This is a genomic window from Klebsiella sp. JN_Kp127 (assembly GCF_040062505.1).
Taxonomy (GTDB): domain Bacteria; phylum Pseudomonadota; class Gammaproteobacteria; order Enterobacterales; family Enterobacteriaceae; genus Klebsiella; species Klebsiella quasipneumoniae.
Genome location: NZ_JBEAHS010000053.1, coordinates 317614 through 331186, shown reverse-complemented (window position 1 = coordinate 331186; position 13573 = coordinate 317614). Strand labels below are relative to the sequence as shown.

At 58.2% G+C, this 13573-nt stretch carries 16 protein-coding genes; 11 read left to right on the top strand and 5 right to left on the bottom strand.

Annotated elements, in window-relative coordinates:
- Positions 1 to 59 precede the first annotated feature (59 nt).
- On the top strand, positions 60 to 995 hold the full coding sequence (locus tag ABLV04_RS23720) for a LysR family transcriptional regulator (RefSeq protein WP_348816252.1): 936 nt from the start codon (positions 60 to 62) through the stop codon (positions 993 to 995).
- 13 nt (positions 996 to 1008) lie between these two features.
- Here ABLV04_RS23720 and ABLV04_RS23715 read toward each other — a convergent pair whose 3' ends face one another.
- Together ABLV04_RS23715 and ABLV04_RS23710 are read right to left on the bottom strand one after the other, a co-directional pair.
- Positions 1009 to 1839, bottom strand: a complete 831-nt coding sequence (locus tag ABLV04_RS23715) for an oxidoreductase (RefSeq protein ID WP_044522348.1) — start codon at positions 1837 to 1839, stop codon at positions 1009 to 1011.
- 102 nt (positions 1840 to 1941) lie between these two features.
- On the bottom strand, positions 1942 to 2949 hold the full coding sequence (locus ABLV04_RS23710; protein ID WP_087827931.1) for an AraC family transcriptional regulator: 1008 nt from the start codon (positions 2947 to 2949) through the stop codon (positions 1942 to 1944).
- Between the two features lie 226 nt (positions 2950 to 3175).
- Here ABLV04_RS23710 and ABLV04_RS23705 point away from each other — a divergent pair, with 226 nt between their 5' ends.
- The 7 genes from ABLV04_RS23705 (at position 3176) to ABLV04_RS23675 (ending at position 9392) form a co-directional block, all read left to right on the top strand.
- Positions 3176 to 4033, top strand: coding sequence for a MurR/RpiR family transcriptional regulator (locus ABLV04_RS23705; protein WP_032454898.1), 858 nt, complete (start codon positions 3176 to 3178; stop codon positions 4031 to 4033).
- A gap of 128 nt (positions 4034 to 4161) precedes the next feature.
- The gene (locus ABLV04_RS23700; RefSeq protein ID WP_072422043.1) at positions 4162 to 5490 is read left to right on the top strand and encodes an aspartate aminotransferase family protein; all 1329 of its coding nucleotides are present in this window, start codon (positions 4162 to 4164) and stop codon (positions 5488 to 5490) included.
- The gene (locus tag ABLV04_RS23695; RefSeq protein WP_023289262.1) at positions 5487 to 6041 is read left to right on the top strand and encodes a 4-carboxymuconolactone decarboxylase; all 555 of its coding nucleotides are present in this window, start codon (positions 5487 to 5489) and stop codon (positions 6039 to 6041) included. The genes ABLV04_RS23700 and ABLV04_RS23695 overlap by 4 nt, the downstream gene beginning before the upstream one ends.
- Positions 6042 to 6168: 127 nt before the next feature.
- Entirely contained in the window at positions 6169 to 6921 is a 753-nt protein-coding gene (gene glnH, locus ABLV04_RS23690; protein WP_180265719.1) for a glutamine ABC transporter substrate-binding protein GlnH, read from the top strand.
- 51 nt (positions 6922 to 6972) lie between these two features.
- Positions 6973 to 7629: a glutamine ABC transporter permease GlnP gene (glnP, locus tag ABLV04_RS23685; protein WP_023289264.1), complete on the top strand. Its 657-nt coding sequence runs from the start codon at positions 6973 to 6975 to the stop codon at positions 7627 to 7629.
- 2 nt (positions 7630 to 7631) lie between these two features.
- Positions 7632 to 8354 carry a glutamine ABC transporter ATP-binding protein GlnQ gene (gene glnQ / locus ABLV04_RS23680; protein WP_032429131.1) on the top strand — a complete coding sequence of 241 codons (723 nt, stop codon included), beginning with the start codon at positions 7632 to 7634 and terminating at the stop codon, positions 8352 to 8354.
- 21 nt (positions 8355 to 8375) lie between these two features.
- Positions 8376 to 9392 (top strand): C45 family peptidase, encoded by a 1017-nt coding sequence (locus ABLV04_RS23675; RefSeq protein WP_147733756.1) that lies wholly within the window; start codon positions 8376 to 8378, stop codon positions 9390 to 9392.
- Here the strand turns inward: ABLV04_RS23675 and ABLV04_RS23670 are convergent.
- Positions 9389 to 10579, bottom strand: a complete 1191-nt coding sequence (locus ABLV04_RS23670; protein WP_147733757.1) for an MFS transporter — start codon at positions 10577 to 10579, stop codon at positions 9389 to 9391. The two genes, ABLV04_RS23675 and ABLV04_RS23670, sit on opposite strands and share 4 nt — an antisense overlap.
- A 175-nt stretch (positions 10580 to 10754) precedes the next feature.
- Here ABLV04_RS23670 and ABLV04_RS23665 point away from each other — a divergent pair, with 175 nt between their 5' ends.
- Positions 10755 to 11636 carry a LysR family transcriptional regulator gene (locus tag ABLV04_RS23665; RefSeq protein WP_147733758.1) on the top strand — a complete coding sequence of 294 codons (882 nt, stop codon included), beginning with the start codon at positions 10755 to 10757 and terminating at the stop codon, positions 11634 to 11636.
- Positions 11637 to 11706: 70 nt separating this feature from the next.
- Here the strand turns inward: ABLV04_RS23665 and ABLV04_RS23660 are convergent, their stop codons facing one another.
- Positions 11707 to 11802: a hypothetical protein gene (locus ABLV04_RS23660; RefSeq protein WP_223822589.1), complete on the bottom strand. Its 96-nt coding sequence runs from the start codon at positions 11800 to 11802 to the stop codon at positions 11707 to 11709.
- A 91-nt stretch (positions 11803 to 11893) separates the two neighbouring features.
- Between ABLV04_RS23660 and ABLV04_RS23655 the strand changes: the two genes are divergently transcribed.
- Positions 11894 to 12205 (top strand): hypothetical protein, encoded by a 312-nt coding sequence (locus ABLV04_RS23655; protein WP_102002501.1) that lies wholly within the window; start codon positions 11894 to 11896, stop codon positions 12203 to 12205.
- Positions 12206 to 12326: 121 nt separating this feature from the next.
- Here ABLV04_RS23655 and ABLV04_RS23650 read toward each other — a convergent pair whose 3' ends face one another.
- A complete protein-coding gene (locus tag ABLV04_RS23650; RefSeq protein WP_048297307.1) occupies positions 12327 to 12809 on the bottom strand; it encodes a glutathione peroxidase in 483 nt (160 codons plus the stop codon).
- A gap of 159 nt (positions 12810 to 12968) precedes the next feature.
- Between ABLV04_RS23650 and ABLV04_RS23645 the strand changes: the two genes are divergently transcribed.
- On the top strand, positions 12969 to 13532 hold the full coding sequence (locus ABLV04_RS23645; RefSeq protein WP_101977866.1) for a hypothetical protein: 564 nt from the start codon (positions 12969 to 12971) through the stop codon (positions 13530 to 13532).
- Positions 13533 to 13573: the final 41 nt, after the last annotated feature.

The window sequence follows — 13573 nt, the reverse complement described above, 5'->3', positions numbered from 1 at the left end:
CGGGATCTGATTTTGATAATTAGACGAAAAACAGATTCACTTTTCGGGAAATGCGAAAAATGGGCAAACTGGAAGATATGGCGCTGCTGGTGGCCGTCGCCGAGGCGGGGGGACTCTCCGCCGCCGGCAGACGGTTGTCGCTCTCGCCGGCCACCATGACTGCACGTCTGAAGGCGATGGAAGAGCGTTATCAGACCCGCCTGTTCCATCGTTCCACGCGGGCTATCACCCTGACCAACGCGGGGGAAGATTTTTATCATGCCGCGCGGCGCGTGCTGGAGGAGGCGCGCCACGCCGAGTCGTTGCTGACGCAAAAAGAGGGGGTCCTGAGCGGCGATATTCGCCTTTCTGCCCCCTCCGACTTTGGCCGACAATACCTTAGCCCGGCCATCGTCGACTTTACCAGCCGTCACCCGGAAGTGACCTTTTCCGTCTACTTAGGCGAGCGCGTGGAGGATCTGGTCGCCAACCGGCTGGATATGAGCATTCGCGTCGGTAACCTGCCGGACAGTAGCCTGGCCATCCGCCACATTCGTCCTAACCATCGGGTGCTGGTGGCCTCGACGGCTTACCTTGCCGCCCGTGGAACGCCTGCTTCGCCCGAGGCGCTGCATCATCATCGCTGCCTGGCGCTGGAGCGGCACGGCGTGGTGATGAACGAGTGGCGCTTTGAGGAGGCGGGAAAAGAGCAGGTCATCCGGGTGACGCCGGCGATGGTCTGCGACGATGGGGCACTGCTGCGGCAGTGGGCGCTCAGCGGGGCGGGGATCGCCGGTAAATCATGGTGGGATGTGAAGAGGGATGTCGAGGAGGGGCGGCTTCAGGTGCTGTTTGCCGACCGCTTCACCGGTTTCAGCCGGTTAGACCGCAAGGAGGTTGGGCTGCAGTTTGTCTTTCCCCAGCGAAAGCTGCAGCCCCCTCAAGTATCGGCGTTTATGGCGTTTTTTATCGACTGGCTGGAAGAGTCATCCCCCTCCAGCGCGAGGCGAAAGTGAGCAGAACATGACCTCAGCGCATCTGGCTGAGGATAATACGATCGAAAAGACGGTCACCCAGCCAGACACGCATCCGGATAAGCAATTTGGCATACTTACCGACGGCATAACGGGGGCGTGGATTTGAGGCATTCACCGCGACCAGGACCACCTCGGCGATCGTCTGCGGGTCGCTGCCGGTGCCATGGCCGTACGTTTTTTGGATCGACAGGGCGACCCCTTTTACCAACTGACCATACGGTCCTGTGGCCGAACGTTTGACAATACTTTCACTGGCCGCATCGCCGAAGCCGGTTTCAATCACTCCAGGTTCGATGATAACCACCTTGATGCCGAAGTCGGCAACTTCCAGCCGCAGGCAGTCTGACCACCCCTCAAGTGCATGTTTGGTGGCGTGGTACCATGCGCCGAGGACGCTATACATCTTCCCGCCCATGGAAGAGATATTGACAATATATCCGCGACGGCGGGCGCGCATCGCGGGAAGCAGTAGTTGCGTGAGATGTGCCGCGCCGAAGAGATTGACCTCAAACTGGTAGCGAGCCTCATCGATGCCGATCTCTTCGACCGGGCCATACAGGCCAAAACCGGCATTATTGACCAGTACATCGACCCCTCCGGTCTGAGACAGAATGGTGTTCACGACCGCCAGCCGATCGTCCTGCCGTGAGAGATCCATCTGCAGGCATTGGGCCCCTAGCGAAGCCAGATCTTCCATTTTCCCGAGCTGCCGGGCAGCAACGTAAACCTGGTAACCCTCCTGGATAAGACGACGGGCAATGGCTTTCCCCATCCCTGACGATGCGCCGGTGACCAGCGCGGTTTTATTTTCCTGAATAAACATAAGCACCTCGGCAAGTAGACTGCGCTGAGTGTGCCTGCTGTCAGGCGCGGTGTCGCTGGCACGGTGCGCCACAATACTGGCAAAGCGCGCCATGACGCGCGCTTAGTTGAGGCGCATCATGTCTCTGAGGTTTTCTGGCGTCTGGCCGGTCCACGCCATAAAAGCCCGGTAGAAGGAATTTGGATCTTCAAAACCGAGCAGAAAGGCGATTTCATAGCCGGAAAGCGTGGTATTGAGAAGATAGTGGCGAGCCAGCGCTTCGCGACAAGCGTGAACAAGGGCGCGATAATTCTCTCCCTCCTGCTCCAGCCTGCGCTGCAGGGTGCGTTTGCTCATTCCCAGACGTTGCGCCGTATTGTCGATAGAGGCGTCGTTGCCCGGCAGAAGCTCCAGCAGGACTGCATGAACACGTTCAGCCGTTGAGGCCTGATCGCTAAGCTGGCTGAGACGACGCTTCAACTCCGGCTCAAAGACCTGCCACATACCCTCGTTCACCGTCAAAAAGGGCCGCAGGGCATCAGCGGCGGCAAAGCTGATGGTCGCCCGCTTTCCACGCTGTATGGTCGTGCCGAAGAAGGCCGAAAAGTGGTGGGTCTGCTGGCGGGTGAGGGGCTGTGAGAGCGTTACTTTCACGGCCTGAACCGGTTCGCGGGTGGCCAGTCGGTTCAGACGAAGTAAAAATGCCAGCTCTGCCACTTCCAGAGAGGCAGGGATTTCTGTTGCTCCCAGCCAGCGCGGAGACACTGTCAGCGTGCCGTTCTGCACGACCGTCGTCTCCAGCACCATGGGGGCAATAAGCAGTTTATACCTGGCCAGCCGCTGGACCGCCTGCATCATGTGGGTACTACACAAGGCGGCGAACAGCGGGGGATCAAACACTTCCGCAGAGACCCTTTCTACAAAGGGCAAAGGAAAGGCCTGATCGTCGCTTTCTTTTTCCAGCACGCGCCAGAAACGCAGATACTCATCGGTAGTCAGACCGCGATTGATGTCTGAAAAGGTGTCGTCCGGCAAACCGGCCTGGCGGAGAAGATGTTCAGGCTCCATCCCTGCGTCTTTGAGCAGCGCTCGCCAACGGAGATTGAGAGAAAAAGTGCGGTTGCGTGCCATGGTGAGATTTCCAGCAGTGAACAGGGCTTTGATGTGCAACGCCCCCTGATAAGAGCATACCTTTTCCCACCCGCCAGTGACATTCCTCTTGTGCCATATTTGAAGTAAAGCACGCCAGCAATGAGAAGTGGGAACGGATGTGACCCGCGGGGTCGTTAGCCACCTATAGAGTCTTGATCTCAAATATGATTAGATAGCTTTCACTTAAAACCAGTCAGTGGCTGCCATGAATCTCAGGGAAAAAATCATTAATGAATTCGGCGGGTTGTCGCCCGAGCTGCAACGCGCCGCCGAGTTCTCACTGCAAAATGCCAGTCAGCTGGTGGTGTTATCCATGCGCGCCTTCGCGGCGGAAGCCGGGGTAAAACCGGCGACGCTGCTGCGTCTGGCGCAGCGGCTGGGTTACCGCGGCTGGAGCGAGCTGAAAAGCGATTTCATTGACGACCTGGGGCTGCGCAATGATACATACGTATCAAAAGCGGAAAAAATGATGGCCCGCGGCACGCAAACGCAGCTGTATAAAGAGGTATTTCAGGCGCATCAGGCGAACCTGACCTTTACGCAAAACGAAAATGCCCAGCAGATGGAGCAGGCTGTGACCTTGCTCGACAGCGCGGAGAATGTCTATATCTGCGGATTCCGCGCCAGCTTTCCGATCGCGTGGTCGCTGTTCTATGTCTATCGACTGTTCAACCGCCAGGTATCGTTAATCGATGGCCTGGCCAGCAATATCGAAGTCTTTACCCGCGAACTGACCAACCGGGACTGCGTCTTACTCACCAGCTTTGCGCCCTATTCACGCGAATCACTGGATGTTTTACGGGCAGCCCGGCAGGCCGGGGCGAAGATCCTCGCCATTACCGACTCGCCGGTTTCCCCCTTAGCGCAGGCGGCAGACTGCACGCTGCTGTTCTCCATCGACAGTCCGTCATTTTTCCCTTCCGTGGTCTCCGGCATGGGGCTGGCGGAGTGTCTGCTGGCGATGCTGGTGGTGCGCCACGGCCGGGAGGCGGTGAGTAAAATTGAAAGTGCCGAACGCTATCTCATTGAGTCTGGCGCCTACGTGATCCCCGGTAAGTCCTGATAAATGATTCAAATGTATCAGTTATAAGTATAATGGATGCATTTATATCTTTAATTCGTTGACGTGATCCAAATGGATCCTGCAAGATACGCTCAATTAATGTAGCGGATTCAGGAGCAGAACCCAGTATGAGTCATGTCATTCACCGCAGCCTGCATAGCACGCCGATGGTGGCCTCACGTGCGCAAGGGGCCTATATCTTTGATGCCCAGGGAAAACCGTATCTTGATGCCTGTGGCGGGGCGGCGGTTTCCTGCCTCGGACACGCGCATCCTGATGTGCTGGCGGCGATGCACCGCCAGATCGATCGGCTGGCCTATGCGCATACCAGCTTTTTCACCAGCGATGCCGTCGAGCAGCTTGCCGAACATCTCACCCGCACGGCGCCCGGCGAGCTTAACTACGCCTACTTTGTCTCGGGCGGTTCTGAGGCGGTAGAGACGGCGCTGAAGATGGCGCGGCAGTACTTTGTGGAGATCGGCCAGCCATCGCGCACCCGCTTTATCGCCCGTAAACAGAGCTATCATGGCAATACGCTGGGCGCGCTGGCGGTGGGGGGGAACGAATGGCGCCGTCGCCAGTTTGCCCCCTTATTAATGGATGTTATCCGCGTCTCCGCCTGCAATGAGTACCGCGATCGCCGGGCTGACGAGACCCAGCAACAGTATACCGAACGTCTGCTCAATGAGCTGGAGCAAGCCATCCTTGAGGCCGGCCCGGAAACGATCATCGGTTTCTGTGCGGAAACCGTGGTGGGAGCGACGACGGGAGCCACGCCGCCGACGCCGGGCTATCTGCAAGGGGTCCGCCGCCTGTGCGACAAATACGGCATCCTGTACATCGCGGATGAGGTGATGTGCGGTATGGGGCGGACCGGGACGCTGCATGCGTTTGAACAGGACGACGTGGTGCCCGATTTAGTGACCATCGCCAAGGGACTCGGCGGAGGCTATCAGCCGATTGGGGCGGTACTGGCGAGTGAGACCATCGTCTCCGCGCTGAAGGCGGGCAGCGGGTTGTTCCAGCACGGTCACACTTACATTTGTCATGCCACCGCCGCGTCGGCAGCCCTGGCGGTGCAGCAGGTGATCGCGCGCGATAATTTACTGGACGCCGTCAAACAGCAGGGCGCCTATCTGCACAAGGCGCTGCGCGAGGTGCTGGGGGAGTTACCGCATGTCGGTGATACGCGCGGACGCGGCCTGTTTGCGGGGGTCGAACTGGTGCGCGATAAAGACGACAAAACGCCATTCGATCCTGCCCTGAAGCTGCACGCCGCGATCAAAGCAAACTGTATGGCGCGCGGACTGATGGTCTATCCCATGGGCGGCACGATCGATGGCCAGTCTGGCGACCACATCCTGATTGCACCGCCGTTTATCATCACCCCGGCGCAGCTCGATTTTGTGGTCGATACCCTGAACAGCGTGATCCGCGAAGAGACGGGGAAATTATGATCAATCGTTTACCGCCCCTGGCGGAACAGGAATGGGACGATCGGCAGCGTCAGTTAGCGGAAGAGATCATCAACGGACCGCGCGGCGCCTTACTGCCGCCTTTTGAGCCGCTGTTGCGTAGTCCCGAGCTGATGGCCCATGCCCAGCGTATGGGGGAGTACCTGCGCTATCGCAGCGCGCTGGGCCAGCGTCTTTCTGAACTGGCGATTTTGCTGACCGCGCGGCACTGGTCGCAGCCGGTAGAGTGGGCGATCCATGCGCCGATAGCCCGCGAGAAAGGGATCTCTGCCGCGGCGGTGCAGGCGATTAAGGAAAGGCGCCGGCCCGCGGATCTGCGGCCCGATGAGCAGGCGATCTATGACTTCTGTCAGCAGCTGCATCAACAGCAAAAGGTCAGCGATGAGACCTGGCAACAAGCCATTGAGTTATGGGGCGAGAAGGGCGTGGTGGACCTGATTGGAATAAACGGTTATTACAGTTTTCTCTCCATGGTGATGAACAGCGCGCAAACGCCAGTACCGGATACCTCTGACTCTCTGTTTTCTGAATAAGTTATCGATTTAATTCGGGCGCATAAAACTGCGCCCGGTATATCAGCTCTTATTATTAATTCTTCCGGCGAGATATTTCGCAGGATGACGTTCGTTGTAGGCTATTTCACTGACGCTGAGGGTAATTATGAGTGGATTATTTAAGAAATTAAAGCTGACGCTGGCATTAGTTATTTGTTCAGCCAGTTTTGTGACAGCAGCAGAAGATAAAATAACGGTGGGTGTCGATACTGCCTTTGTTCCATTTGAATTTAAACAAGGCGATAAATATGTCGGCTTTGATATCGATCTGTGGGACGCGATTGCGAAGAAAATGCATATCAGCTACGAATTAAGGCCAATGGATTTCGGCGGCCTGATCCCCGGTCTGCAGTCGCGTAATCTGGATGTGGCGATGGCGGGAATAACGATTACCGATGCGCGCAAGCAGGTCGTGGACTTCAGCGAAGGATATTATAATGCCGACCTGCTCATGGCCGTGAAAAGTACCGACAACTCCATTGTTAAATTCAGCGATTTGACCGGGAAAAAAGTCGGCCTTAAGCAGGGGACAGCGGCAGCCGGCTTTATGAAAAGCAAATATAAAGCGAATTATATCGAGTTCCCGAATATCGATAACGCCTACCTTGACCTGCAGGCCGGTAATCTCGATGCCGTGGTTCATGATTCACCGAATGTCCTTTACTACGTGAAGACGGCGGGTAACGGCAAGGTCAAATCCACCGGTGAGACGGACAGCATTCTGCCACAGCAGTATGGCTTTGCGATGCAGAAAAACAGCAGCCTGACGCCAAAAGTCAACCAGGCCCTGCAGGCCCTGCGCGCCGATGGCACCTACGACAAGATTTACGTAAAGTGGTTTGCTAAACAGCCGAAATAACCCTGCCAGGTCGGAGCGATCCGACCTCATATTTTCTTTACGGGTAGAAGCATGAATTTTGACAGTCGCTATATTTGGGATGCATTGCCGCTGCTGATGCAAGGTTTGCAGCTGACGCTGATTATTTCGTTATCAGGCTTGTTAGGTGGATTAATCATTGGCTTGCTGGCCGGGACCTGCCGCGCATTAGGCGGAACAATATCCAAAACGGTATCGCTGGTGTTTGTGGAAGTCATCCGCGGGACGCCAATTATGGTACAGGTGATGTTTATCTACTTCGCCCTGCCGATGGTGTTGCCAGTACGTATTGACCCGGTTCCCGCCGCCATTATCACCATTGTGATTAACTCCGGGGCTTATATAGCGGAGATCACCCGGGGGGCGATTCTGTCGATTAATAAAGGATTTAAAGAAGCCAGCCTGGCGATGGGATTATCGCCGCGCAGCACCCTGTGGCATGTCATTATGCCGCTGGCTTTTCGGCGGATGATCCCGGCATTAGGCAATCAGTGGATTATCAGTATAAAAGATACCTCGCTGTTTATTGTCATTGGCGTGGCAGAATTAACCCGTCAGGGACAAGAGATTATTGCCGGCAATTTTCGGGCGCTGGAGGTGTGGACGGCGGTGGCGATGATTTATCTGTTTTTGACATTGTGCCTGAGCTTCCTGCTGAAACAACTTGAGAAAAGGATCCATATTTTATGAGCATGGTTGAATTTAGCGCGGTGGCGAAAAACTTCGGCGCCACTCAGGTGCTGCACGATATCAATTTAAAGATTGAAGCGGGCGAGGTAGTGGTGATCATTGGCCCTTCCGGTTCGGGAAAATCGACCCTGCTGCGCTGCATTAACAAGCTGGAGGCGATCTCTTCGGGAACGCTGCTGGTGGCGGGCATGCACATTACGGATCCGCACGCGAATGAGTGTGATATTCGCCGCGAAGCCGGTATGGTGTTTCAACAGTTTCATTTATTCCCGCATCTGACCGCCCTTGAGAATGTTATGTTCGGTCCGCTTCGCGTGCGCAAGCAGAGCAAGGCCGCAGCGCGGGAGCAGGCGCTGGCGTTGCTGGACCGCGTGGGGCTGCGTGAACGCGCCAACCACTATCCGGCAGAGCTCTCGGGCGGTCAGCAGCAGCGCGTGGCGATAGCGCGCGCCCTGGCGGTGAAACCCAAAATGATGTTATTTGATGAGCCAACATCCGCCCTCGATCCCGAACTGCGGCATGAGGTGTTAAAGGTCATGCGATCCCTGGCCGAAGAGGGCATGACGATGGTGATTGTGACCCATGAGATTGGCTTTGCCAGAGAGGTGGCTTCCCGGTTGATCTTTATTGATGGCGGCACTATCGCCGAAGATGGTTCTCCTGAGGCGCTGCTCACGGCCAGCAGCAATCCGCGACTGCAAGAGTTTTTGCAACACGTATCCTGAACATAAGTGAATGATGACAATATGAAAACAATCGCAATCCGTGGTTCCGCCTATGCGGTCGGTCAGCAGCTTGGCGCGTTTGGTCGTGAGGCCTGGCAGACTAAAATCAGGCAAACGGCGCTGTGGCAAACCGTAACCGCCCTGAAAACGGCGGAACAGACCCAGCGCATGCGCGCAGCCGTGCAGGCGCAGTTCCCGCTGATTTGGCAGGAGCTGGAGGGCATGGCGGAGGGGCTGCAGGCGCCGGTGGATGAGGTGTTCGCCTGGAACTGTCGCGGCGATCTGGTACGTTCGACGTCAGATGGCTGCACCACCCTGGCGGGGAGAAGCCCGGAGGGGGCGTTGATCATTGCGCACAATGAAGACGGCTTCCCGCAGCTGCGTGAAGAGTGCGCCATCGTCAGCGTAACCCCGGAGGTGGGCCTCGCCTTCACCAGCTTTGCCTATCCTGGCTCCCTGTGCGGGCATACCTTCGCGGTGAATGAGAAGGGGATAGTCAATACGGTCAACAATATTCGCGCCGTGCATCGTCCGGATGGAATGCCGCGCCAGATTGTGGCCCGCGCATCGCTGAACGCCGCCACCTTAGAGGAAGCCGTCACTCTGCTGAGCGCCACGCCGCGCGCGGGCGCGTTTCACCACACCCTGGGCCAGATGGGCGATAGCCGTCTGTTTAGCGTGGAAGCCACTGGCTCCGGCAGCTCGGTGCTCGAGTTGTCCGCCACCGGCGGGCATGCCAACCATCTGATCCATCCCCAGCTTGCGGTCATTGAACAGATCGTGACCGGGAGCTCCGGTTCGCGCCAGCGGCGCCTGGACGCGTGGCTGGCGACGAACCCGCCGCTGGATGGCGTGACAGCGAAAGCGATGCTCTCCGACCAGCAGGATCCGCTGTTACCGATTTACCGGCTGTCTCCCGACGATCCGGATGAGGAAAATACGCTGGCGACGGCTATTTTTACCTTGAGCGCGACCCGCATCGTGTGGCAAGTCTTCACTCTGGACCGTGAAAACGCGGTTTTACAGGGCAGCCTTTAGCGGGCCGAGGGCGCTTTCAGCAGGGCGATCAGCAGCGTACTGCCCACCATGATCCCCGCCGCCAGCCACACCATTCCCGACAGGCCAGCTGAGGCGATCAGCTGGCCGCCGACAAGCGCCCCGGTGCCGATGGCGGCATTAAAAATGGCCACGTAAATGGCTGACGCCGGCTGGGCGACCGCGCCCGCGCTGCGCAGCAGCCAGGTCTGTAAGCCGACAAACACAATCGCGATGCCGGCGCCCCACAGGGCTAACAGTAGCCCGCTAAAACAGAACGGCAGTGGCGCAAGACGGGCGGCGCCAAGGATCGCCAGCGCGCCCCCGCTCAGCAGCAGCGCAGCGAAAATCAGCCCCTTCAGATGACGATCGATAAGCTTACCGGCGATAACGTTACCCAGCAGCCCGGAAACTCCTGACAGTAGCAGCAGGCCGGAGAGGGCGGTCGCCGGGACTCCCTGCAGATTTATCAGCAGCGGTTCAATGTAGGTGAAGGCGGCAAAGTGAGCGGTAATGATGCAGGCCGTGGCGCCATACAGGCCACCGAGCAGCGGATTGCGGAAAATATCGCGATAAACACGCAGCCTGACGGAGGCAGGGGCGGCCAGCGGGGGCAGCGTTGAGCACAGCGCCGCAGCGGCGGCCAGTGACAGCAAGGCCATCGCCATAAACGCGTGTCGCCACCCCGCCAGGGTGGCGATAAAGCTCGCCAGGGGTACCCCCACTACGCTTGCCGCCGACACGCCGCCAAAAATGATCGCCGTGGCCAGCCCCAGCCGGTGCGGCGGCACCAGCTGCGCGGCGACGATGCCAATTAAGGCCCAGAAGGCGCCATGCGCCAGGGCGCCAATCATGCGGGCGCTCATCAGGGCGAACATCGAATAAGACCGGGTTGCGGCGAGGCAGGAAAGCGCCAGGATCAGCATCAGCCCGACCAGCAGCGCCTTGCGGGAAATACGCGCCGGCATCGCGCCGGAAAGCAGAGCCGCCAGGGCGCCCACCCAGCCATAGGCGGTGACGGCGAGGCCCATGCCGGATTCCGTCTGGTGAAAATCCGCCGCCAGGGCGCTGAGCATGCCCACCGGCGCCAGTTCGCTGGTGACGATCGAAAAGGCGCAGATCCCGAGCGCAACGAGGGCTATCCAGACGCGCGCCGGCGCCGGGTGGAGGGGTAAAGCAATCTCTTTCATATCAGGCGTATCCTTAGGAAAGGTGCGTTCCGCGCGGTGCGCGGACGTTCAGGTGAGGAGCGAGCAGGCGACCGGATGGCCTGGTTGTCTCCGCGAGTGGCGTGCAGTATCATCCCTGCGAAACTGATAAAAAAGAGCGGAAAACGGAGAGTCGTTTTCCGTAAATGGAAAATAGATGACCGCAGAATTTAACTGGGATGATGCGCGCATATTCCTCGCCATCGCCCGGGCGGGAACGCTGAGCGGCGCCGCCGACAAGATGAACATGGGGATTGCCACGGTCTCCCGCCGGCTGGATCGGCTGGAGCAGGCGTTGAACGTTCCGCTCTTCAGCCGCCATCAGAGCGGCTATCGCCTGACCGACGATGGCGAAGCCCTGCTCGCGCGGGCTGAGGCGCTGGAATACGCAGGCCTGGCGTTCGGCGAAGCGGCGCAACTGCAGGGGCATGTCGCCGGGGTTGTCCGCCTGGCCACCGCGGACAACCTGGCCACGCATTTTATTCTGCCCTCCCTGAAAGGGCTCCTGGACCAATATCCCGAGCTGCGGGTGGAGGTGCTGAGCGGCGTGCAGCCGGTGAACCTGCACCGTCGGGATGCCGATCTGGCGATCCGCATGGTCAAGCCTGAGGCCGGGCATCTGACGTTAAAGCGTCTGGGGACGGTGGGGTTTGGCGTCTATGGCGCCGCCGGCTATCTGGCCGGCGCGGACGGCCTGTCGCTGAGCGAGGCGGACTTTGTGGGGTGGCCGGAAACTCACCAGCACCTGCCGGCCGCCCAATGGATCACGCGCACCCTGCGCGGCCGGCCGTGTAAAGTCGAAGCCAATACGCTCGTGGCCCAGGTTTCCGCGGTATCCGCGGGCCTCGGCCTGGGCATCCTGCCGCACTTTATGGCGCGGGCCAGCGGCCTGCAGTGCCTGCAGCCGGAGATCGGCGCGGATCAGACCCTCTGGCTGGTGATGCATTCCGACCTGGCCGGGTCAAGACGCGTGCGGGTTCTCGCCGACCATCTCATCGCTCTCTTTGCGGATCATCAAGAGCGGCTGGCGATGCCCTGAAGGGACGCGGCTTGGGCGTGTATCGATAAGACCCCCCGGGGCTGACGAGCCACGATTTTTTCCGCGCCCGCTAACAGTCATACTCACCGCGCAATATTCGGCCCAATGCTGCGCCGCAGCCGAAAATACTGCAGAGTGAGGGGATATCCTCGTCCGGCAAAATAATTTTGCGTTGTTGCCAGCACCGCCTTGTTGCGCTCCCCCAAAAATGCCTGTCGATGTTAGGGTGAGAGGTTGATTACCACAGGAGAACGCAAATGATTGTCAGGACCTGGCACGGCTGTGTGCCATTGCAACATGCCGAGGGGTTTGCAAAGCACCTTGAGCTGACCGGCGTGGAACACGCCCGGGGTATCTCCGGCAACAGGGGCGCGCTGGTGCGCCGGGAAAACCAGGGCGAATGGGCGCATTTCTTTCTCGCCACCTACTGGCAGGATCTCGCGGCGGTCAAAGCCTTCGCAGGCGAAGACTATCACGTCGCGGTCACCTATCCGGACGACGAAGTATTCGAACTGCTCTCCGACCCCTACGTGTTTCAGCATGAGGTTGAGGCCGTGTCGCCGCTGTAGGCTGCGTGTCGGGCAGGCGGAAGTTAGGCCAACCACAGACGGTTGCTGGCCGCGTGAGATCGACCTCTATCTTGCATGGGCAGCCAGCCACCGTTGGGCGAACGTGGAATGACAGGAACACTTAGCGTTTGAGTGCGGCAACAATGGCGGCTTCCATTTTCTCCGGCGTCGTGAACGGCGCAAAACGCGTGAGGGGAGTGCCGTCGCGACCGATGAGGAACTTGGTGAAATTCCACTTGATCCGTTTGCCGAGCACGCCGGGCAACGCTTGTTTCAAATAACGAAACAGCGGGTGCGCGGCAGGGCCGTTGACGTCCACTTTCTCAAACATCGGGAAGCTCACGCCGTAGTTAACGTGACAGGTCTGCTCGATTTCATCCGCACCGCCGGGTTCCTGCTTGCCAAACTGGTTGCAGGGGAACCCAAGCACAACCAGCCCCTGAGCCGCGTACTTTTTGTAGAGCGCTTCAAGGCCAGCATATTGCGGCGTGAAGCCACAATGGCTGGCCGTATTCACCACCAGAACCACCTTGCCAGCATAGTCAGCCATGGAGAGGGGCTGTCCGCGCAGTCGGGTAGCCGTCAATTGATAAAAAGGGGTCATAGCAGGCTCCTGAGAGTAGAAACAGTTCAATGCTGACGATCGCGCGAATGTTTGAAGCAGATTAGGCAGTTATGATACACAGGGTTAGGGATTTGTACCTGTAGTGTTAAAAAAAACGCCAGATGTCATAGAAAAAATCGCGAACAGGAACGGCTGAAAATGGTGAAATATATCTTATCGCTGGTCGTAGTGGCGATGCTCGCAGGCTGTACCAGCGCGCCAAACTTGCCGCCTCGGGATACCATTGTGGCGATGAAACCCACAGAGTCCGGTATTGTCGCCAGCTCAGCGAAATACAGTTACCGCTTTGTCCGTGACGGTGTGCCTGAGGAATATCAGCGTTATAAGACCTTTTATGAGCGCTTTCACCAACAGGCTTCCGGCGTGCGGGTTAACTTTGTCGTGGAACAACATGAGGTGACGGCGGAATATCTGGTGGTGATGGATCAGCGCAAACTGGATGCCGGGCAGCATAGCGAGCTGGTGAATCAGTATCATGCGGTGCAGATTGATAACGATCGCCTCGGGGTGTTGTTTAAAGCGACAGGATTTTGGACGGCATCGGACGCGTCAGATCTGGCCGCCGCCTACCCGTTAGCGCACCCCGTTGTGGTATCAATCAATGATAAGACCAAAACGATTAGCTCGCTTGGCGCCGTCGCCATGGCCCCGTTGTTTCCGTTTTACATGATGTATGGCTGTGCCATCGGGCCTTGTGTCTGAGGAAAATAGCCAGCAAGTCACTCGACTCACTGGCTGAGTAT

Bases quoted from the DNA above. Each gene is read 5' to 3' on its own strand.
- ABLV04_RS23720 (WP_348816252.1), top strand. From the start codon at position 60: ATGGGCAAACTGGAAGATATGGCGCTGCTGGTGGCCGTCGCCGAGGCG.
- ABLV04_RS23715 (WP_044522348.1), bottom strand. From the start codon at position 1,839: ATGTTTATTCAGGAAAATAAAACCGCGCTGGTCACCGGCGCATCGTCA.
- ABLV04_RS23710 (WP_087827931.1), bottom strand. From the start codon at position 2,949: ATGGCACGCAACCGCACTTTTTCTCTCAATCTCCGTTGGCGAGCGCTG.
- ABLV04_RS23705 (WP_032454898.1), top strand. From the start codon at position 3,176: ATGAATCTCAGGGAAAAAATCATTAATGAATTCGGCGGGTTGTCGCCC.
- ABLV04_RS23700 (WP_072422043.1), top strand. From the start codon at position 4,162: ATGAGTCATGTCATTCACCGCAGCCTGCATAGCACGCCGATGGTGGCC.
- ABLV04_RS23695 (WP_023289262.1), top strand. From the start codon at position 5,487: ATGATCAATCGTTTACCGCCCCTGGCGGAACAGGAATGGGACGATCGG.
- glnH (WP_180265719.1), top strand. From the start codon at position 6,169: ATGAGTGGATTATTTAAGAAATTAAAGCTGACGCTGGCATTAGTTATT.
- glnP (WP_023289264.1), top strand. From the start codon at position 6,973: ATGAATTTTGACAGTCGCTATATTTGGGATGCATTGCCGCTGCTGATG.
- glnQ (WP_032429131.1), top strand. From the start codon at position 7,632: ATGGTTGAATTTAGCGCGGTGGCGAAAAACTTCGGCGCCACTCAGGTG.
- ABLV04_RS23675 (WP_147733756.1), top strand. From the start codon at position 8,376: ATGAAAACAATCGCAATCCGTGGTTCCGCCTATGCGGTCGGTCAGCAG.
- ABLV04_RS23670 (WP_147733757.1), bottom strand. From the start codon at position 10,579: ATGAAAGAGATTGCTTTACCCCTCCACCCGGCGCCGGCGCGCGTCTGG.
- ABLV04_RS23665 (WP_147733758.1), top strand. From the start codon at position 10,755: ATGACCGCAGAATTTAACTGGGATGATGCGCGCATATTCCTCGCCATC.
- ABLV04_RS23655 (WP_102002501.1), top strand. From the start codon at position 11,894: ATGATTGTCAGGACCTGGCACGGCTGTGTGCCATTGCAACATGCCGAG.
- ABLV04_RS23650 (WP_048297307.1), bottom strand. From the start codon at position 12,809: ATGACCCCTTTTTATCAATTGACGGCTACCCGACTGCGCGGACAGCCC.
- ABLV04_RS23645 (WP_101977866.1), top strand. From the start codon at position 12,969: ATGGTGAAATATATCTTATCGCTGGTCGTAGTGGCGATGCTCGCAGGC.